A 17365-nucleotide genomic window follows, 5' to 3' on the forward strand; every position below is an offset into this window, starting at 1 on the left:
TCAAATCCTTTTGAATGCAGCATTCAAATAAGAGTTTAGCTTGCTATTGGTCTGGGACTGCAGGGCCGATAGGCTCGCTATTACTTCCGCTGCTGCTGAGAAATAATGTGATGTGGTAGTTTGGGTGCTTGTCGAATTTAAGGTCTCGAGTGGGTTCGTGTGTTCTTGTATTTCCAAACCCTGTGCGAACACCTTCCCTTGTTCGCTCAGCAAGTACTTTATGGAGTCCTGGCTTTTAGCTTTCTCACAAATTAACATTCCGCGGGCAGCAAGCTCTTTGATGAGATGTTTTAACTTTCCTCGATCAAAAAGAATATCGACGTTTGTCGATAAGCTTTCAATCGTAAAGGTGTATTGTGCATTGATTGGTGTAAATTTTTTGTCTGCAAGTTTTAGTATGATATTTATTTTTGATGGATTTTTTACTAAATAAAGAAATATTTGAATTTTTTCAAAATCTAAAACTGCATTCTTTTTTGAATTCAAGCCTAGCTTTTCTATGATTAGAGCAGTTAAGGAAAGGTTAAGGCTAAAGTCATCATCGATTGAGATGTAAGGAAGTGAAGTATTCAATACTAAACTCCTTTCTTGTCGAGCAAGGTGTCAAGCTTGGTTTTTGATGACCAAACGACAGTGGTATCTCCCTTGTTCGCTAATTGATGTATCATTCCTTTTTTATGCACACTATCTAAATCGGTAAGCAGCGATTTTAGATATCCGTTATCTTCGCTCATGATCTTCGAATGCACGCTAGACACAAACTGGTCTGCTGTTGTCGCATTAGCAATGTGGTACTCGTATTCTTGCTGATAGACTTCTCTCACTTTGCTATAAAGCACCTCGAGAAGTTTTTTGTCGTGGTCGCTGGTAAATATCTTGCGTGCTTCCTCAGCATTGAAGAAGTAGCCCTTTGCATGGCCGGTAATGGCTTCATGCACTTCCGCGATTACCATTTTTAGAACGAAAAAGTGATCATCATACTGGTTGTTGTCTTCAAATTTGTGTATTAACAGTGGTTCTTTATACAGTGAATGAAATTCAGATATGTATTTTAGGACCGCTTTATATACTGTTTCGTTTTGGCTTTTTGGTTTGCAGATGCTAAAGTGATCTTCGTCAACCGCAATAGAATCTTTTTTCTGGCTTTCGATAGCGAGAGCACTTTTCTTGTCGACCACTAAATCATGTGCTGCGTAGATGTATTTTGCGGGTGGCGGGTTCGTTGCGTTCAGCCAATCTCTACTAAACTGGTCTACGGCATCGCTTAGTACACTGAGATCTTTCAGTTGAACGTTAGAGGAGATCAATGATCCTATATTTGCTATTTTGGCCCCTGAATGGGGTACGGCAAGAGATATAAAGCCTTTTACAGAGGTTGCTTGGGTTTCTTTTAGGTGTCCAAGTATGCAAGCTTTTGATATGAGCCCGCCCATGCTGTGAGCGATAATTATTACTCGACTATAATCGCTTAGGTTTACTTCAAACTCAGTGCGAAGTAGCTCGGCAAGCTCAGTGATCGGTAAGTTCTTTCTGAGTTTATTTAAGGAGCCAAAAACTCTTGAGAAAAAGCTTTTTGAAACGCCATATGTAGTTGTGAATGTGGTGAAGTAATTAAAGCACGCAATGTCGTAATGTTCAGCGAGCTGCGGCTCAGAGGCTAACAAACTAGGGAAAGATGTGTTTTCATCATGAGACCATGTTTCAATCCCTCCCTTCAGTCCGTGTACAAACAGGATAACATTGGGTTTGTTTTCCCTTCTGACCCAATCAATCATGCTCATTTCAAAATTCCTTAATTACCTGCTGTTAGAGGCATGGGATAGCGTCAAACCCTCACTCGCTCGGTTTGGCGAATCACCCCACGATTCCATTTGCTCCAAGGTCAAAGCCACCGGGTCTCTAGATGTCTCGCCATGGATCAACTATGTTGCTTGAGATTCCAAAAGTAGAGCTCGTTGGATTTTAAAAGCATAATGCCATCACTGCAGCGATGCAGCTACAGGCTTCAACAGCAGCACCATCGCTACAGCACCCCACGTCATCCCGCCAAGAATGTTGAGTGTTATCAGGGATCAAGGCCCCTGCGACCTGTGGGGAATGTCCTCTACGCGGGACTGGCGGCTCCTTACGTCCGGGAGCAAGGGCATCTCATGATCTGGCCTCCTGAGCACCGATAGCGGTGGGCGGGTGGAGGCTGCATTGGCTGACGAGACCAGTGCCGCGAGATCCTGAGCCAGGTGCAAGCAGCAATGCGATGACCGGGGCGTGCCTGACTGTCAGTCAGGTGCAGTCCATTCCCTGGTCTGCGGCACCATCATCTGCAGCGCTGTTGCTGATGACATCGGCGTTTGTCACGCCGATTGTCACGAGTGAGGTTGCCGCAAAGCCAAATGCGATGAGGGCTGCAGCAGTGTCAGGAGCGCCCGTCTCTTTCCGGTGAAAGAGACGGGCGCAGGTTGGCGCACGTGAAATGGCCAAGCGAATAGGCTGCTGCTGAGCAGATGGGTAGGTTGGTTGCCGCAGGGGCAACAATATTGAGTTGGCATCCATCACATGGGTAGTGACCGTACGAGCTGCCGGACGCGAATCGTACTTGCGGGTGAACCACCGCGGGAGCGACGTGACCTTAAAGGTTCGGGTCACCTGGGGTGCTGTCATCGACAGCTCTTGCGACTCCCGGTCCACGCTTATGGACAATGTTCGTCAAGCAAAGCGATTTCAGGGATTTAGCGCCTGTGGATAAAGCTATCCCCCGGTGGACATCACTGGTTTTCCACAGACGTACGCTGTGCCAGCGGTTTTTTTCTTAGGTATGGTCCTTTCAAACGGGGCGGCTTTGCAGCCCCGTTTGAAAGGACCCGCGTGGATTGCGGTGCTGTGGGTAACTTCACAGCGAGTTTGAGGTGGTGGTGCGGCGGGCTACTCGGTCCTCTTGGCACTGCGAAGGCGCGTGACGTTCTCGCCCGTCTGCTTGGCAAACTCATGCGGCGTCACATGGTCCTCGCGGTTCGCCTCCAGAAACCGGCTCCACCAAGTCATGATCATTCGGCGCTCTTCGAGGAACTCGGCCTTGTGGGTATAAGCGGCCCGCACGTTGTTGCGTTCCTTGTGGCTCATCTGCCGCTCGATAGCCGTCTCCGACCACAGCCCGGACTCGACCAGCGCACTGCACGCCATGGCCCGGAACCCGTGGCCGCAGATATCCACCTTGGTGTCGTAGCCCATCGTCCTGAGTGCGGCAAACCCCGGCCCCAAATGAGGTCGAACTGATTTCAGCGGGCGAGAGAAACACGATATTTCAGGGTCAAACCGCGAAACATTTCTAATTCCGCCAACTGCAAGCCACTGCGCTAGATTCCCTCCTCCTGGCATCCATGCCGTCCCCAATCCAGCATCTCGCCGTGGGTAGACCGTTGAAAAAGTTTGCGTTTGTGAGTGCAGCTGCTGAGCGTGAATACAAAGACCTTCCCAAGGACGTTCAGGACGATTTTGGTAAAGACCTGCGACGCATCCAGTATGGTCAGAACCCAGAGCGGCCGATCAAGTCGTTGATCGAGTCGGTAGGGGCGGGTGCGATTGAGCTCATCATCAACGGCAGCCCTGCATTCCGACGCGTGTACGTGGCCAAGTTTGCAGACATGGTCGTCGTGTTGCATTCGTTCGTAAAAACGACCAACAGGTCCGACCGGCACGCGATGCAGGTCGCCGAAGAGCGGATGAAGGAGTTGAAGCAAGAACTGAGAAAAATGGGATACAGGGTTTAGCTGCCAGGCGTTTGAGTGATCACGATCTGGGGCGGTGAACCGGCATCGTTCGAGGGCAGGGTCAGGGTTGTGCGAAAGCCTAGCTTGTCCAGCATGTCCATCATGGCGTCCAAGGTGAATTTCTCGATCTTGCCGTTTGCAAGCTCGGATATGCGGGATTGGGTCACGTTCAACTTGGCCGCGGCATCATGCTGCTTGAGGCCCATTTTTTTGATGCAGTCAGTGATGAAAATGGACAAGTCCATTTTCAAGGCCATTTTGCTGGCGGTATCTGCGTCGTGGGTGGCGTGGAAAGGGCTTTCGTGGAATTGAAGCGCCATTGGCTTGCCTCGGCGGAAATATCTAAAATTTGCGATAAATCGTAGTGGGGATTGGTTGGCGAGTCAAAGCGTTTGTGTTGGAGGGTGTGTCTGTTTTTGAGCTGGGCTGTGATCAGAGAATTGCATCTGCTTGGGGGGGGGTTGGGGCTGCTGCGCAGCCCATCGCAGGCAAGCCAGCTCCTACACCGATCGTGGTGGCTTCAGGGCATCTGTAAGGCAGGGGATTGGGGGCTGCGGGGGGGGGAAACAAAAAAGGCCCACCTTTCGGTGAGCCTTTTTTGATACTGCGTATGGTGCCGGCACCAGGAATCGAACCCGGGACCTACTGATTACAAGTCAGTTGCTCTACCATCTGAGCTATACCGGCAATGGGGCGTCATTATAGCGATCGTTTGGCGCCTGTAAACCACTTCCTTGCGAATGTTCGCAAAAGACCTAAGTCACCGGCCTAAAAGAAGAATTTTCCTACCAGCCGCGGTGCATGGTGGTGACGCTAGGCTCGCTTTTACCCGGGTTGAAGAACAGCTTGTCGTTGTCGCAGCCGCGCTTGCGGCATGGGGCTTCTGCGCGCAGGGGCAGGCCGTTGTCGCCGCCCAGTTGCATGCCGGGGTGGTTCCAGCCCAGGTTGCTGTTGGGGTGGGGCGAGGTGCCGCCGGCGCAGCCGGTCAGGGTCAGGGCGAAGGTCAGCAGGGCGAGGGGGTTGGCTCGGGTCACGATGCTCAGGTCCGGTGGTCCATTGTCGGTTCTGGCGCAACGCCAGAAGGTCGCGGGGCTGGCGGGCAGCGCGCGACGTCACTTTTTAATGATTTAAGGGGCGGATGATACACCGTTGCGGGGGTGGAGCATTAGCCTTGTGTTGTCTGGTATGGCCTCTTCGCGGGTGAACCCGCTCCTACACGGGGGCGGGTAAGCCGGGTTATCTGTGTAAGGGAATTCTGAACCATGGGGTCAAAAGCTTCAGGGTTTGGATGCTTCGGAAGTATCCTACGCGCGCCGCCGAAGTAACGCTGTTGTCGGGGAAGTGGCTCACGGATACCGTTTTCGGGTCGCTCTGGCGACCGGGTGTGAGAACCCGACTTTGAACGTATCGGCTGCGTAATGGCGACTGTGCGCGGGCAGACCTTGGTCTGGCCGAGCTTCCTACGTTCACTCGGTTTCTCACCTCGTGCACGGTTGCCGCCTTTGTTCCGTGAGAAAGAATGAACACGGCAACTCCTTTTGAACTAGGGAGTTTGAAAAGTGAAAACGATCGATTCTGATCCCAACAGCCCCAAACCAATCACAACCGCAGGCGTGGAAACCTTCCTCGCAGCCGGTAACCCATCCCTCAATCTCCTGCGCGTAGAGCCCGGCGTTCCCGTCGACGCGGCCTACGAGCATGTCTCGATCCTGATGGGCTACATCAAGCACCTGGTGCGCGAGGGGGATATGGAGGACGACCATAAATTCCTGGGCGCAGCCGATTACCTGTGTGACATGGCCAAGGCGCTGATGAACGATATCGAGATCGCCAAGGGTAAGGCGCATTAGGCATTGACGCGGTCATTTGTGTGCGGCCTTGCGTCGCGAATGGGCTGCAAAGCAGCCCCGGCGATTTCAGAGATTGTGCCGAAAACGGGGGCCGCTTTGCAGCCCATTCGCGACGCAAGGCCGCTCCCACAAAAGCCGCTTGCGCTAACCACAAGAAATGTTTATGCACAAGTGGCATCGGCGACCTGAGCGAAAGGCATGCCGGATCGCTACGCCGCTGGTCTTTGCGCAAACGCCTGTTTTTACTGGGCTGCAGCCGCAAGCAGGAATAAGCCAAGCGCTTGAAATAGCGCTTGGATCCAACAGGTAATCACAAGCTTGTTCACAGACTTATCCACAGGTTGTGATGCGGCTAACCGTCGCGTTCCGCAAGAATGAGCAGGTTGCGCGGGGTCAGTGGGTAATCGCAAAACAGGCCCAGGCGCACGTCATAACCCTGTTCTTCGAGGAACAGGGCGCGATCGAGTACCAGCCACAGCTCCAGTGGCCGACGGAACAGGTTGCGTACGCGCTCCAGGTTCCGAACCTCGGCCAGGCGTTGCCAGCCCGCAGCTTCCAACATTGCCCAGTCCGGGTTGCCGCTCACTGGCAATTGCTTCAGTTCAGCCAGGTCACGGCAGTATTGCTCGAAGGGCTTCTCCAGCCAGGCCACCGGCAGGGAAGGCGTCGGCAGGTATTCATCGCTCTGGCGCTGCTGGCGTTGCAGCAGGTCGAAGCCCAGGCGCCGGGCCATCGAGGTGTCGCGCTGGCGCCGCACGCGGGCGCCGGCAGTGACGGTTTCGCTCAAGGGCAGGCCCAGGTCGTCCAGCGACAGCTGCAGGCTCGACGCCTGCGCGGCTGTGGATAACGCCTGGTATTGCTGCGCGGCGATGCGGTTGTAGCAGCAGGGGGCTATGGCCAGTTGCCGGCAACCTTGCTGGCTGGCCAGTTGCATCAGGCGTACATGCAGATCGCCACAGGCATGCAGGGCAACCACGCTTTTATCGTCAGCCAGGTGGCGAGCGCTGTCGCTGGCCATCACATCCTGATGTACGTGCTGTGCTTGCAAGTGGTGGTGTGCACTCAGGGCCTGACCGGCAGCGACCAGGTCGGCGTCGTACTCCAGGCAGGTCAGGTGTTGCCCAGGTTGCAGCAGGCGACGGCCGAGGTGGCCTTTGCCAGAACACCAGTCCAGCCAGTGCCGGGGCTGCTCGCGGAAGGCCAGGTGGCTGGCGAAGGCTTCGATCTGCTGCCATTTGCGGCCGGGGACGGCGACGTCCAGGCGGTGGGCGGCAGGCGGTAGATTGGTTTGCGCAAGGCTGCCGAGCGTGGCGAGCTGTCGGGCTTGTTCGGCCAGTTGCGGGAATGGGGCAGGCAAGCGGTCAGCGGCGCTGTCGGCTTCGGCGTCTGCCAGGGAACATTGGCGCAGGTGGGCGGCAAGCTCTGGGTGGGTGGTTTCCCAAGGCAGTTGCAGGGTGGTGAAGGGGCGGGGTTTCCACAGCTGTTGGTGCTCGATCAGGAACTGGTCGAGGGCCTGGAAGCGGGTGCTTAGGTGGTGGCTGTGGAGGGGGCTGGGCATGTGGATGTGTGTTGGGGTTGAGGGCCTGTTCGCGGGTAAACCCGCTCCTACGAAGGCTCAGCATAGGCCTGTTGTAGGAGCGGGCGTGCCCGCGAAGAAGGCTAGGAGATGTCAGCGGCCTTGGCAGGCATCCACGCGCAACCAGCGCTCCAGCAGCTTGAAGCCTTGCACCAGCATGAACGAGATCACCAGGTAGAACACGCCTGCGGCGAAGAAGATCTCCACCGGCAGGTAGGTGCGGGCGATGATGGTACGGGCCATGCCGGTCAGCTCCAGCAGGGTCACGGTACTGGCCAGGGCACTGGCCTTGAGCATCAGGATCACTTCGTTGCTGTACGCCGGCAGGCCGATGCGCGCAGCGCGTGGCAGCATGATGTAGAACAGCGCTTTGCCACGCGACATGCCCAGCGCCCGGGCCGCTTCGATCTCACCTTTGGGGATCGACTGCAGCGCGCCACGCAGGATCTCGGCAATGTACGCGGCGGTGTGCAGGGTCATGGTCAGCACCGTGCACCAGAACGGATCGCGCAGGTACGGCCACAGCGAACTGGAGCGCACCGCATCGAACTGCGCCAGGCCGTAATAGACCAGGAACAGTTGCACCAGCAGCGGCGTGCCACGGAAGAAGAAGATGTAGCTGAACGGCACCGCGCGCACGTACCAGTGGCGCGAGGAACGGGCGATGCCCAGCGGGATGGCCAGGATCAACCCGGCAACCACGGCAATGGCCACCAGCTCCAGGGTCAGGACCGCACCCTCGGCCAGGCGTGGCAGCCATTTGAAGATGACTTCCCAATTCATTATTCAGCCCTCGCAAAGCCGCGAGCGGCGCGTTTTTCCATGAAATGCATACCGGTCATGGCAAGCACGGTCAGGCCCAGGTAGATGCAGGCTGCGACCATGTAGAAGGTGAACGGCTCTTTGGTCACGGTCACGCCGATCTGCGAATGACGCATGATTTCTTCAAGGCCGATTACCGATACCAGGGCGGTGTCCTTCATCAGGATCATGAACAGGTTGCCAAGGCCGGGCAGGGCGATGCGCCACATCTGCGGCAGGATGATCCGCGAGAGGATGCGGCCCTTGGACAAGCCCAGCGCCAGGCCAGCTTCGCGGTGGCCTTTGGGGATCGCCAGGATAGCGCCACGGAACACTTCGGTGGCGTAGGCGCCAAAGCACAGGCCCAGGGCGATCACGCCCGCGGCGAAGGCGCTTAGCTCAAGGCCCGGCATGTTCAGGGCTTCGCCGAGGCTGTTCATGAGCCCGACGGTGCCGAAATAGATAAGCAGTACCCACAGCAGTTCGGGCACGCCGCGAACCAGGGTCGAGTAGAAGCCGCCAAGCCATTGCAGCGGCTTGAGCGGGGAGGTCTTGGCCAGGGCGCCGAGCAGGCCCAGGACCAGCCCCAGCAGCAAGGCGCAAAGCGCCAGTTTTACGGTCATCAGGGTGCCGGCCATCATGGCCGGACCGAATCCGTGCAGGTCGATATTCATGGGCAGGTCATTTTAGGGACTGGCGCGCCACTTGGGCGCGCCGGTCAGGGCGGGTCATTCGATACTGAACGGGAAGTACTTGTCGTTGATCTTCTTGTACGTGCCGTCGGCTTTGATTTCTGCCAGGGCTTTGTTCAGGTCGTCGCGCAGCTTGGTGTCACCTTTGCGCACGGCAATGCCGATCTTGTCGCTGTCCATCACCGGCTCGCCCTTGAACTCGAAGTTCGAGCCGTCTTTGCTTTTCAGCCACTCGTACTGCACGTACTTGTCGGCCAGGATGCCGTCGATACGACCGGAGACCAGGTCGAGGTAGGCGTTTTCCTGGGTGTCGTACAGCTTGACGTCGACGCCCTTGAAGTTGTCTTCAAGGTAGGTGCCGGCCAAGGTTGCGCGCTGGGTGCCGATGACCTTGCCTTTCAGCGACTCTTTGTCAGTCTTGAAGTCGACGTTTTTCGGCGCGATGAACTGCAGCTTGTTGGAGTAGTACGGCTCGGTGAAGTCCACAGCCTGTTTGCGTTCGTCGGTGATCGACAGCGACGACACCAGGAAGTCGAACTTCTTGGCGTTCAGGGCCGGGATGATGCCGTCCCAGTCGGAGGTAACGACCGAGCATTCGACTTTCATCTTGGCGCACAGGGCGTCGCCAATGTCTTTGTCGAAGCCAACCACGTTACCGCTGGCATCCTTGTTGTTGAACGGTGGGTAGGCGGCTTCGATGCCCATGCGCAGTTTTTCTGCGGCCATGGCGTTTGCCGACATCACCAGCGTGGCAGCAGCTGCCAGGAGAAACTTCTTGTAGGTGTGCATGTATTGCTCCGTTAGCGGTGGCTGGACATGAATTGCTTGCAACGCGCCGAGGTCGGGTTTTCGAAGACCTGCTGCGGCGATCCCTGCTCTTCGACCAGGCCCTGGTGCAGGAAGACGACTTCACTGGACACATGGCGGGCAAAGCTCATCTCGTGCGTCACCAGCAGCATGGTACGGCCTTCTTCGGCCAATGCGCGGATAACGTTAAGCACTTCCTGGACCATTTCCGGATCGAGGGCCGAAGTGGGCTCGTCGAACAGGATGACCTTGGGCTTCATGGCCAGGGTACGGGCAATGGCGGCGCGCTGTTGCTGGCCACCGGAAAGCTGGGCGGGGTAGCTGTGGCGTTTGTCGTAGATGCCGACCTTGTTCAGCAGCGCTTCGGCGGCTTCGATGGCTTCGGCCTTGCTTTGGCCGAGCACGCGGCGTGGCGCCTCGATGATGTTGTCGAGGATCGACATGTGCGGCCACAGGTTGAAATTCTGGAAGACAAAGCCGATTTCGCTGCGCAGGCGATTGATCTGGCGGTTGTCGGCTGCGATCAGGTCGCCATTCTTGGCGGCCTTGAGCTTGAGGGCTTCGCCGGCGACCAGGATTTCGCCCTGGTGCGGGTTCTCGAGCAGGTTGATGCAGCGCAGCAGGGTGGACTTGCCGGAGCCGGACGACCCCAGGATGGAGATCACGTCACCGTCGCGAGCGGTCAGCGAAATGCCCTTGAGAATTTCCTGCTCGCCGTAGCGTTTGTGCAAATTGCGGATTTCCAGCGCGGGCGTGGCCTGAGCCATGTGCGGTCCTCATGTGTTCGGGTGCGTTCCCAGCTGTTGGCGGCCTTCCTGGCGTGCGCCAAGCTAGCATAGCGGCATTATGACGGCCAACAGGGTCGCCGGGGACTGGGGGCGCTGGTGGGGCAGTTTGTCGCATCGCTACAGCGTAACGTCGCGCAGATGTCCGCGAAGGTGTCGCCCAGCACCAGAGCCTTGATGAAAAAAGGCGCGATGGTGCCAGCTTTGGCCGGCGCATGGAAGCTGTTTTGACCCATTGGAGGGGTAAACCCGACCTTTTGCCAGTGCAAACGGGTTCACCCACGAATGCCATGTTGATGTCACAAGGTTGTACCTATGGGTTGCACTTTTTGGCATTGCGGTGGTGCACAGGTGTTACCGAGGAGCACCTTTGGTGCATTTGTAAGTGGGTATTTCAGTAATCCGATGATTTGATGCCCTTTCGGTCATGCAATGGCCGAAAGCCCTCCAAGCCGCATCCTAAAAGGCCTGCAGAATTTTCTGACGGGTGTATTCGGCATGTGGCGCGCTTATTGCCAGTTGGAAACCGCCGATTGCAGCGACGCCTGGGTCATCCCCTGGCGCGCTCTGTACCCGCAGTCGGCGTGGTCCACTCCTTACAAAGGTAGTTTCAATGAGCGGTAACAATTCCAATGACCTCGCTCAGGGGCTCAAACAACGGCATGTGACCATGCTGTCCATCGCTGGCGTCATCGGTGCCGGCCTGTTCGTAGGCTCCGGCCACGCCATCGCAGCTGCCGGCCCTGCCGTGCTGCTGGCTTACGCTGCCGCCGGTACGCTGGTCGTGCTGGTCATGCGTATGCTGGGTGAAATGGCAGTCGCCTCGCCTGACACCGGTTCGTTCTCTACGTATGCCGACCGTGCCATCGGGCGCTGGGCCGGTTTCACCATTGGCTGGCTGTACTGGTGGTTCTGGGTGTTGGTAATTCCGCTGGAGGCCAACGCCGCCGCGGCCATTCTGCATGCCTGGTTCCCGGCGGTTGACCTGTGGGCGTTCTCCCTCATCATTACCCTGGCACTGACACTTACCAACCTGTGCAGCGTGAAGAACTACGGTGAGTTCGAGTTCTGGTTTGCCCTGCTCAAAGTGCTGGCGATCATCGGCTTCATCGCCGTGGGCTGTGCTGCCTTGTTCGGCTTTGTACCGAGCAGCCAGGTGAGCGGTGCCAGCCACCTGTTCGATACCCAGGGCTTCATGCCCAACGGCCTGGGCGCAGTGCTGGCAGCCATGCTGACCACCATGTTCTCGTTCATGGGTACCGAAATCGTCACCATCGCCGCTGCCGAGTCGAAGGACCCGGGCAAACAGATCAGCCGTGCCACCAACTCGGTAATCTGGCGTATCTGCCTGTTCTACCTGGTGTCGATCTTCCTGGTCGTGGCCCTGGTGCCGTGGAACGACCCGGCCTTGGCCGAGACGGGCTCCTACCAGACCGTGCTGAGCCGTATTGGTGTGCCGAATGCCAAGCTGATCGTCGACATTGTTGTGCTGATTGCCGTGACCAGCTGCCTGAACTCGGCGCTGTACACTTCTTCGCGCATGTTGTTCTCGCTGAGCAAGCGTGGCGACGCCCCGGCCATCGCCCAGCGCACCACCAAGGCGGCGACCCCGCATGTGGCGGTACTGCTGTCCACCGCGGCTGCGTTTCTCTGCGTGTTCGCCAACTTTGTGGCACCGGCCCAGGTGTTCGAGTTCCTGCTGGCCAGCTCTGGCGCCATCGCGCTGCTGGTGTACCTGGTGATTGCCGTGTCGCAGCTGCGCATGCGCGCCCAGCGTGAAGCCCGCGGCGAGAAGATCACCTTCAAGATGTGGCTGTTCCCGGGCCTGACCTGGGCGACCATTGCCTTCATCGTTGCCATTCTGGTGGTGATGGCGCTGCGTGAGGATCACCGTGCGGAGATCATTGCGACTGCGTTGCTGAGTATTGGTGTGGTGGCGGCTGGCTTGCTGGTGCACCGCAAGCGCGAGGCTGCCGGGCGGGCGGCGCTGGACAGCTGATCCGCGCTGGCTGAAATGAGAAGGCCGCGCCCTGTGAAGGGTGCGGCCTTTTTTTGTTGCCTGTGATGGCCCTTTCGTGGGCAAGCCCGCAGGTTCGCCACAGGCCCGTAGGAGCGGGTTTACCCGCGAAAGGGCCGGGCCTGCTGGCCAATTTCCCTGGCTTATCACCGTCGCAGCCGCCATCGTATTCGCGGGTAAACCCGCTCCTACAGGGGCCGCGCGGAGGCCACAACGGGTTACATGGCCCTGTCAGCCAAACTGCTTCTGCTGTTGCTTGGCCACGAGTTCGGAAGCAGCGATATAGGCGTCCTGGAACTCATCACTCTCCAGCCAGGCCATGGTGGTCTCTTCGTCAGCGCCGTCCAGCCATTTGCGGTAGGCGTTGAACACCAGCACGATGTAGTCGGTGGCGTGTTCTTCCTTGTGCCCCTTGAGCACCAGGGCGAGCAGCGGATCCACCAGGAACACCGAGATCATTGGCACCAGGCCGCCTTCCTGGGCTTCCTTCATCTTGTTGAACATCGCGTCGTAGCTGCCCGACTCCATGGCCTTGTTGTACACCTGCTCGACGCTGGCGCTGTCGCCGGCGCTGGCCTTGACCGCTTGGCCGCTGCGTACCATGCGGTTCTGCTTGGCCTTGCTGGCGGCGCGCTTGGCGCGTTTCTGTTGCTTGGTAGGGGTGGCCATGGGGAAATCCTTGGGTGTGTCTGAAAGTGCGCGTATTGAAGCGCAATTGCCCGATAAACCCAAGCCGTGCGCCTGGGCGCTGCAGCTTGAGATGTCTGTGGGATACATATCCAGATTATGCGAACCGTGGGCCCTGCGTAGCTTCTCTCCTGCTGCCAGCCATGCTGGCTGGCAGCCTGTCACTGCGCCAATTCGGCGTCTGTGAGTGATGCGCACGTTTGCGCTACAAAGGAGGAGTCATGAAGCACTTTTATCTGGTCACCCTGTACGGCTACACGGACGATGGCAGGGTTTACTATCCAACCGGTTTCGCCGATTGCGACGAGCAAAGGATTACAAAGGCTGACATCGCCGCCATTATCGAAAAAGGCAAGCAACACGGCCACCTTCAGTTGCACAGCATCTCCTACATGGGGCACATGACCGAGGACGCATTCAATCATCTTCGTTCCATGTCGGACGAGTAAGGTTTGGCCCGCAGTCTGCTTATGGCTGCGGGTTTCTCGATTGCATGGCGAGCCTTCAGGTTGCGTTGTGAAATCTGGTGTTCTTCGAAGCTGCTGAAGTTAAAAATCACAGGCAACAAAAAACCCGCACTAGGCGGGTTTCTTGTTGTCGCTTCGGGTAACTTTGCAACCACCAGAAGCTTGAAGGTGGTGCCCAGAGACGGAGTCGAACCGCCGACACGAGGATTTTCAATCCTCTGCTCTACCGACTGAGCTATCTGGGCGACGAGGTGAATTAAATAGATTTCCGGACCGCTCGTCAACGACTTTTTGAAAAAATTTTAAATTAATTCCGTCGCTTACGATTTTTGGGGTCATTCGGCCGGTGGAACGTAGCCTTCGGCCTGGGCGTATTCTTCGCCGGCGAAAAACTTGTCCATCTCAGCCTGGAGGAATTTGCGGTCCTCGGCGTTCATCATGTTCAGGCGCTTCTCGTTGATCAGCATGGTCTGGTGCTTCTGCCAGTCGGCCCAGGCTTTCTGCGAGATGTGTTCGAAGATGTCCTGGCCCTTGGCACCGGGATAGGGCGGGCGTTCCAGGCCTGGCAGTTCTTCTTGGTATTTGCGGCACATCACGGTGCGGGTCATCGGGCGTCTCCTGCAATCAGTTCGTCGGTCGCGCGTTCAAGCAGCTTTTTCACCGGAGCGGCGAGGCCCAGGCGCGGCGGGGTGGCGAGGTTATACCAGAGCCAGTCGGCCTCGACCACGTGCTCGCCGACCGGGTCGACGCGCACGAGCCAAGGCTCGATCGCCAGCTGGAAGTGGCTGAAGGTATGGGTCAGGCCGTCCATGGCGTGGCGGCCAGCCAGGCGCAGGCCGTGCTGGTAGGCCAGGTCGTCGAGCTGGGCGATGTCGTCCAGCTCCGGGAGGCTCCACAAACCACCCCACAGGCCGCTGGAAGGGCGGCGGTAAAGCAGGATGGCACCTTCGTGGTTGGCCAGCAGTGGCATCAGTGTGCGCCGTTGCGGCAGCGCCTTGCGCGGTTTGGGCTCGGGGTAGCGGGTTTCTTCGCCGTGCAGGTGCGCTTCGCAGCCGCGCTGCAACGGGCAGATCAGGCAACTGGGCTTGCTGCGCGTACACAGCGTGGCGCCCATGTCCATCATCGCCTGGGTGTAGTGGTTGGCGCGTTGTTGCGGGGTAAAGCGCTCGGCGGTGGCCCATAGCTGATTGGCAACCTTGGGTTCGCCGGGGTAGCCGGCCTGGGCGGTGTAGCGTGCCAGCACGCGCTTGACGTTGCCGTCGAGGATCGGTGCGCGGATGCCCATGCTGATGCTGGCGATGGCGCCGGCAGTGGAGCGGCCAATGCCGGGCAGCTCGGTAAGCTGCTCGACGCTGCGCGGGAATTCGCCGCCATGTTGCTCGACGACGACCTTGGCGGCCTTTTGCAGGTTGCGTGCGCGGGTGTAGTAACCCAGGCCGGTCCACAGGTGCAGCACTTCGTCCTCCGGTGCCTCGGCCAGGGCTTGCACGGTTGGCAGGGCCTGCATGAAGCGGTCGAAGTAGTTGAGTACGGTGCTGACCTGGGTCTGCTGCAACATGATTTCCGACACCCACACCCGGTACGGCGTGATGCCCTGTTGCCAGGGCAGGTCGTGCCGGCCGTGCTCGTCATACCAGTCCAGCACTGCGCTGGAGAACTGCTCGGGGCTCATCGCTTGAACAGCCCCTTGAGCGCGTCTTTCAGTTCCGGGCTCACTTTGTCTCCAAGTTTTTCATCAAGCTTTTCATCGATCTTGTCCTTCAGGCGGTTGCCGGCCAGTTTGGCGGCAACCTTGCCCAGGCCGTTCTGGTCCAGGCGGCAGGCCTTTGCGCCGAGTTCCAGCGGACCACGGCAGCGCAGGGGTACTTCAACACCTACATAACGTTCGTTGACCTGGCAGGCCGGGTCCGGCATGGCACGCTGGTCGCCTTCGACGACTACACCGACGTTGTAGTCCATGCCCAGCACGCGCAGGTCGAGGTCACCATGGCCATTGACGGTGAGGCCCGGGATGCGCGCCTTGAGGTCCGGGTTGCTGGCGACGCCATTGCGTACTACCAGGCTGCCGCGCAGTTCCTGGAACGGGGTGTCCTTGCCGCGTGGTTCGCTGCTCAGCGTCTTGCGATTGAGCGTGGCGATGGCCTGGCACAGCTGCTGTTCCAGGTTGGCATTGACCAGCACGCCATCGTTGATGGCGAAGTTTGCGCTGCCGTTCAGGGTGTCGACCAGTGCTTTCTGGCTGTTACCGGTGGCTGTCAGATCACTGGTCAGGGTCAGCAGGCCCTTGACAGGCGGCGTCTGTTCCTTGCCTTCGGCCTTGATGAAGTGTTCCACCGGCACCCGCTGGATATTGGTGTTCACACCCAGCTGTGGCACGGCAGGGCGAACGTCGACCGTGCCCTTGGCTTCGAAGGTGCCGTTGTACAGCGCTCCGCGCAAGGTTTGCAGGGTCAGCAGGCCGCCTTGGCCAACGGCCTTGAGCTGGGCGTCCTCGATCGGCAGCTTGTCCAGGGTCAACGAGCCGAAGGCCAGGTCGGCCTGCAGGTCGAGGGCGCGCAGACGGTCGACCGGCAGCAGCTTGTCGTCGCTCCATGCCACGTGTGTTGGGGCGTTGGGCAGTGGTGTGGTGCCAGCACCGGCTACGGCGCTGGCCTCTTGTTGCTTGATCTCGGCCTGGCGCGCAGCGGTGGCGCCCTTGGCTTCTTCGCTCTTGGCCGGCAGGTAGCGGTCGGCGTCGAAGGTGTCGCCCTTAAGCTGCAGGCGCAGGGCTTGTTTGGCGAAATCTTCGACGGCCACGCGGCCGCTGAAGGTGCTGTCGTCCAGCTTCACCGCCAGGTCTTCCAGGGCCAGGCTGCTGGGCGTGCCCTGCAGGCGAGTCACCAGCTCCAGCTTGGCGAAGGCGGCCGGGTCGTTGGTGGCCGGCAGCGGGTGGCCAATGCTTTCAAGGAAGGCGCGCAGGTTGAACTGGGCGATGGACAGGCCGCCGCTCAGCTGGGGTGCTTTGTCCAGATCACGCAGGTTCAGCTCACCGAGGGCGCGCAGTTGGTTGGCCGAGACTTTCAGGCCGTTCCACGAGGCGACATTGGCGGCCAGGTCGACCAGCAGTTGTCCTTGGGCGGCGAAGGTCACGGTCTTGCCGCCGGTAGGCTCACCCGAGGTCTCGCCCGACAGGCGCATGTCTTCGAAGTTGTAGCGCTTGAGCTTGCGGTCGAAGCGCAATTCGCCGGCCAGCTCGGTACGGGCTTTGATGCTCGGCTGGCTGGCGCTGACGAAGGCGCTGGCCTTGAGCGGGATGTTTGCGCCTTCATGGACCGGGCCGGTGCTCAGCTGGATGCTCTCGGCGCTGTAATTTTGGCCGGTCTTGGCATCGGTGTACTGCACGCGGGCGTTGTTCACGGTCAGGCTGTCGATGTCCAGCTTGATGGCGCGGTCGTTGCTGTCGGTGGTCGCAGGCGCCTGCTCGGCAGGTGCCTGTGCCTGTGCATCGGTGCCTGCGCCATTCTGCGCGGGTAGCGGCTTGCCGATGTCCTCCCAGTTGCCATGGCCCTGTTCGTCACGCGCCAGGGTCAGGTTCAGGCCCTCGACACGTACGTCGCTCATTTGCACTTCGCGGCGCAGCAGCGGCAGCACACGGACTGAAAGGCCAAGCATCTGCAGGTCGGCGAACGGTTCCTTGGGTTTGTTCAAGGTAGCGATGCTGGCTTCGTGCAGCTCCAGACCCAGCCACGGGAACAGGCTCCAGCCGATGTCACCATTGAGGGTCAGTTCGACGTGGGCCTTGTCGCGCGCCAGCTGGCGAATCTCGTCTTTGTAGTCGTTGGGATCAAAGAGGTGGGTCAGGGCGAAGCCCAGCGCCACGATGATCAGCAGTAACCCGAGAAGCCCCAGTCCCAGGATTTTGCCGAGCGCTTTCATGGGC

At 58.6% G+C, this 17365-nt stretch carries 18 protein-coding genes, 2 tRNA genes and 1 pseudogene; 4 read left to right on the forward strand and 17 right to left on the reverse strand.

The window, feature by feature from the left end:
• From REH59_RS01210 to REH59_RS01225, 4 genes and pseudogenes are all read right to left on the reverse strand, one after another.
• Complete coding sequence (locus REH59_RS01210; RefSeq protein WP_209019177.1) at nucleotides 1-573, reverse strand: ABC-three component system middle component 4; 573 nt, start codon at nucleotides 571-573, stop codon at nucleotides 1-3.
• 2 nt (nucleotides 574-575) lie between these two features.
• The gene (locus REH59_RS01215; protein ID WP_265536580.1) at nucleotides 576-1781 is read right to left on the reverse strand and encodes an ABC-three component system protein; all 1206 of its coding nucleotides are present in this window, start codon (nucleotides 1779-1781) and stop codon (nucleotides 576-578) included.
• Between the two features lie 499 nt (nucleotides 1782-2280).
• On the reverse strand, nucleotides 2281-2658 hold the full coding sequence (locus REH59_RS01220) for a hypothetical protein (RefSeq protein WP_245150127.1): 378 nt from the start codon (nucleotides 2656-2658) through the stop codon (nucleotides 2281-2283).
• A gap of 261 nt (nucleotides 2659-2919) precedes the next feature.
• Nucleotides 2920-3240 (reverse strand): annotated as a pseudogene (locus REH59_RS01225) (tyrosine-type recombinase/integrase); the annotation flags it as partial.
• Nucleotides 3241-3413: 173 nt separating this feature from the next.
• On the opposite strand from REH59_RS01225, the gene REH59_RS01230 reads away from it, so the two are divergent.
• On the forward strand, nucleotides 3414-3764 hold the full coding sequence (locus REH59_RS01230; RefSeq protein ID WP_128573919.1) for a type II toxin-antitoxin system RelE/ParE family toxin: 351 nt from the start codon (nucleotides 3414-3416) through the stop codon (nucleotides 3762-3764).
• Here REH59_RS01230 and REH59_RS01235 read toward each other — a convergent pair.
• From REH59_RS01235 to REH59_RS01245, 3 genes are all read right to left on the reverse strand, one after another.
• Nucleotides 3761-4084, reverse strand: a complete 324-nt coding sequence (locus REH59_RS01235; protein WP_011953230.1) for a helix-turn-helix domain-containing protein — start codon at nucleotides 4082-4084, stop codon at nucleotides 3761-3763. The genes REH59_RS01230 and REH59_RS01235 overlap by 4 nt on opposite strands.
• A gap of 291 nt (nucleotides 4085-4375) precedes the next feature.
• Nucleotides 4376-4451: transfer RNA gene (locus REH59_RS01240), tRNA-Thr, on the reverse strand.
• A 98-nt stretch (nucleotides 4452-4549) separates the two neighbouring features.
• On the reverse strand, nucleotides 4550-4798 hold the full coding sequence (locus REH59_RS01245) for a hypothetical protein (RefSeq protein ID WP_014860386.1): 249 nt from the start codon (nucleotides 4796-4798) through the stop codon (nucleotides 4550-4552).
• A 525-nt stretch (nucleotides 4799-5323) separates the two neighbouring features.
• Between REH59_RS01245 and REH59_RS01250 the strand changes: the two genes are divergently transcribed.
• Entirely contained in the window at nucleotides 5324-5614 is a 291-nt protein-coding gene (locus REH59_RS01250; RefSeq protein WP_003255753.1) for a DUF3077 domain-containing protein, read from the forward strand.
• Nucleotides 5615-5966: 352 nt separating this feature from the next.
• Here the strand turns inward: REH59_RS01250 and REH59_RS01255 are convergent, their stop codons facing one another.
• The 5 genes from REH59_RS01255 to REH59_RS01275 form a co-directional block, all read right to left on the reverse strand.
• The gene (locus REH59_RS01255; protein ID WP_004577127.1) at nucleotides 5967-7172 is read right to left on the reverse strand and encodes a methyltransferase; all 1206 of its coding nucleotides are present in this window, start codon (nucleotides 7170-7172) and stop codon (nucleotides 5967-5969) included.
• A gap of 111 nt (nucleotides 7173-7283) precedes the next feature.
• A complete protein-coding gene (locus REH59_RS01260) occupies nucleotides 7284-7973 on the reverse strand; it encodes an ABC transporter permease (RefSeq protein WP_014589362.1) in 690 nt (229 codons plus the stop codon).
• Nucleotides 7973-8665 carry an ABC transporter permease gene (locus REH59_RS01265; protein WP_003255749.1) on the reverse strand — a complete coding sequence of 231 codons (693 nt, stop codon included), beginning with the start codon at nucleotides 8663-8665 and terminating at the stop codon, nucleotides 7973-7975. Before REH59_RS01265 ends, REH59_RS01260 begins: the two co-directional genes overlap by 1 nt.
• A 54-nt stretch (nucleotides 8666-8719) precedes the next feature.
• Entirely contained in the window at nucleotides 8720-9472 is a 753-nt protein-coding gene (locus REH59_RS01270; protein ID WP_003255747.1) for an ABC transporter substrate-binding protein, read from the reverse strand.
• An 11-nt stretch (nucleotides 9473-9483) separates the two neighbouring features.
• Nucleotides 9484-10257: an ABC transporter ATP-binding protein gene (locus REH59_RS01275; protein ID WP_003255746.1), complete on the reverse strand. Its 774-nt coding sequence runs from the start codon at nucleotides 10255-10257 to the stop codon at nucleotides 9484-9486.
• 631 nt (nucleotides 10258-10888) lie between these two features.
• Here REH59_RS01275 and gabP point away from each other — a divergent pair.
• Nucleotides 10889-12274, forward strand: coding sequence for a GABA permease (gabP, locus tag REH59_RS01280; RefSeq protein WP_003255745.1), 1386 nt, complete (start codon nucleotides 10889-10891; stop codon nucleotides 12272-12274).
• Between the two features lie 249 nt (nucleotides 12275-12523).
• On the opposite strand, the gene REH59_RS01285 is transcribed toward gabP, so the two are convergent.
• On the reverse strand, nucleotides 12524-12961 hold the full coding sequence (locus tag REH59_RS01285) for a hypothetical protein (RefSeq protein WP_003255744.1): 438 nt from the start codon (nucleotides 12959-12961) through the stop codon (nucleotides 12524-12526).
• A 239-nt stretch (nucleotides 12962-13200) separates the two neighbouring features.
• On the opposite strand from REH59_RS01285, the gene REH59_RS01290 reads away from it, so the two are divergent.
• On the forward strand, nucleotides 13201-13428 hold the full coding sequence (locus REH59_RS01290) for a hypothetical protein (RefSeq protein ID WP_003255743.1): 228 nt from the start codon (nucleotides 13201-13203) through the stop codon (nucleotides 13426-13428).
• 187 nt (nucleotides 13429-13615) lie between these two features.
• Here the strand turns inward: REH59_RS01290 and REH59_RS01295 are convergent.
• The 4 genes from REH59_RS01295 to REH59_RS01310 form a co-directional block, all read right to left on the reverse strand.
• A tRNA-Phe gene (locus tag REH59_RS01295) sits at nucleotides 13616-13691 on the reverse strand.
• Nucleotides 13692-13781: 90 nt separating this feature from the next.
• Nucleotides 13782-14054: an oxidative damage protection protein gene (locus REH59_RS01300; protein WP_003255742.1), complete on the reverse strand. Its 273-nt coding sequence runs from the start codon at nucleotides 14052-14054 to the stop codon at nucleotides 13782-13784.
• Nucleotides 14051-15118, reverse strand: a complete 1068-nt coding sequence (mutY, locus tag REH59_RS01305; protein ID WP_003255741.1) for an A/G-specific adenine glycosylase — start codon at nucleotides 15116-15118, stop codon at nucleotides 14051-14053. The genes REH59_RS01300 and mutY overlap by 4 nt, the downstream gene beginning before the upstream one ends.
• A complete protein-coding gene (locus tag REH59_RS01310) occupies nucleotides 15115-17361 on the reverse strand; it encodes an AsmA family protein (protein WP_014860391.1) in 2247 nt (748 codons plus the stop codon). The genes mutY and REH59_RS01310 overlap by 4 nt, the downstream gene beginning before the upstream one ends.
• Between the last annotated feature and the right edge of the window lie 4 nt (nucleotides 17362-17365).

The organism is Pseudomonas sp. BO3-4 (genome assembly GCF_034044115.1).
In the GTDB taxonomy this organism is placed as follows: Bacteria; Pseudomonadota; Gammaproteobacteria; order Pseudomonadales; family Pseudomonadaceae; genus Aquipseudomonas; species Aquipseudomonas alloputida.

What these genes read in the sequence shown, in the direction of transcription:
- REH59_RS01265 (WP_003255749.1), bottom strand. Translation starts at nt 8,665, where the DNA reads ATGAATATCGACCTGCACGGATTCGGTCCGGCCATGATGGCCGGCACC.
- mutY (WP_003255741.1), bottom strand. Translation starts at nt 15,118, where the DNA reads ATGAGCCCCGAGCAGTTCTCCAGCGCAGTGCTGGACTGGTATGACGAG.
- REH59_RS01260 (WP_014589362.1), bottom strand. Translation starts at nt 7,973, where the DNA reads ATGAATTGGGAAGTCATCTTCAAATGGCTGCCACGCCTGGCCGAGGGT.
- REH59_RS01275 (WP_003255746.1), bottom strand. Translation starts at nt 10,257, where the DNA reads ATGGCTCAGGCCACGCCCGCGCTGGAAATCCGCAATTTGCACAAACGC.
- gabP (WP_003255745.1), top strand. Translation starts at nt 10,889, where the DNA reads ATGAGCGGTAACAATTCCAATGACCTCGCTCAGGGGCTCAAACAACGG.
- REH59_RS01220 (WP_245150127.1), bottom strand. Translation starts at nt 2,658, where the DNA reads ATGACAGCACCCCAGGTGACCCGAACCTTTAAGGTCACGTCGCTCCCG.
- REH59_RS01255 (WP_004577127.1), bottom strand. Translation starts at nt 7,172, where the DNA reads ATGCCCAGCCCCCTCCACAGCCACCACCTAAGCACCCGCTTCCAGGCC.
- REH59_RS01270 (WP_003255747.1), bottom strand. Translation starts at nt 9,472, where the DNA reads ATGCACACCTACAAGAAGTTTCTCCTGGCAGCTGCTGCCACGCTGGTG.
- REH59_RS01215 (WP_265536580.1), bottom strand. Translation starts at nt 1,781, where the DNA reads ATGAGCATGATTGATTGGGTCAGAAGGGAAAACAAACCCAATGTTATC.
- REH59_RS01310 (WP_014860391.1), bottom strand. Translation starts at nt 17,361, where the DNA reads ATGAAAGCGCTCGGCAAAATCCTGGGACTGGGGCTTCTCGGGTTACTG.
- REH59_RS01300 (WP_003255742.1), bottom strand. Translation starts at nt 14,054, where the DNA reads ATGACCCGCACCGTGATGTGCCGCAAATACCAAGAAGAACTGCCAGGC.
- REH59_RS01285 (WP_003255744.1), bottom strand. Translation starts at nt 12,961, where the DNA reads ATGGCCACCCCTACCAAGCAACAGAAACGCGCCAAGCGCGCCGCCAGC.
- REH59_RS01235 (WP_011953230.1), bottom strand. Translation starts at nt 4,084, where the DNA reads ATGGCGCTTCAATTCCACGAAAGCCCTTTCCACGCCACCCACGACGCA.
- REH59_RS01290 (WP_003255743.1), top strand. Translation starts at nt 13,201, where the DNA reads ATGAAGCACTTTTATCTGGTCACCCTGTACGGCTACACGGACGATGGC.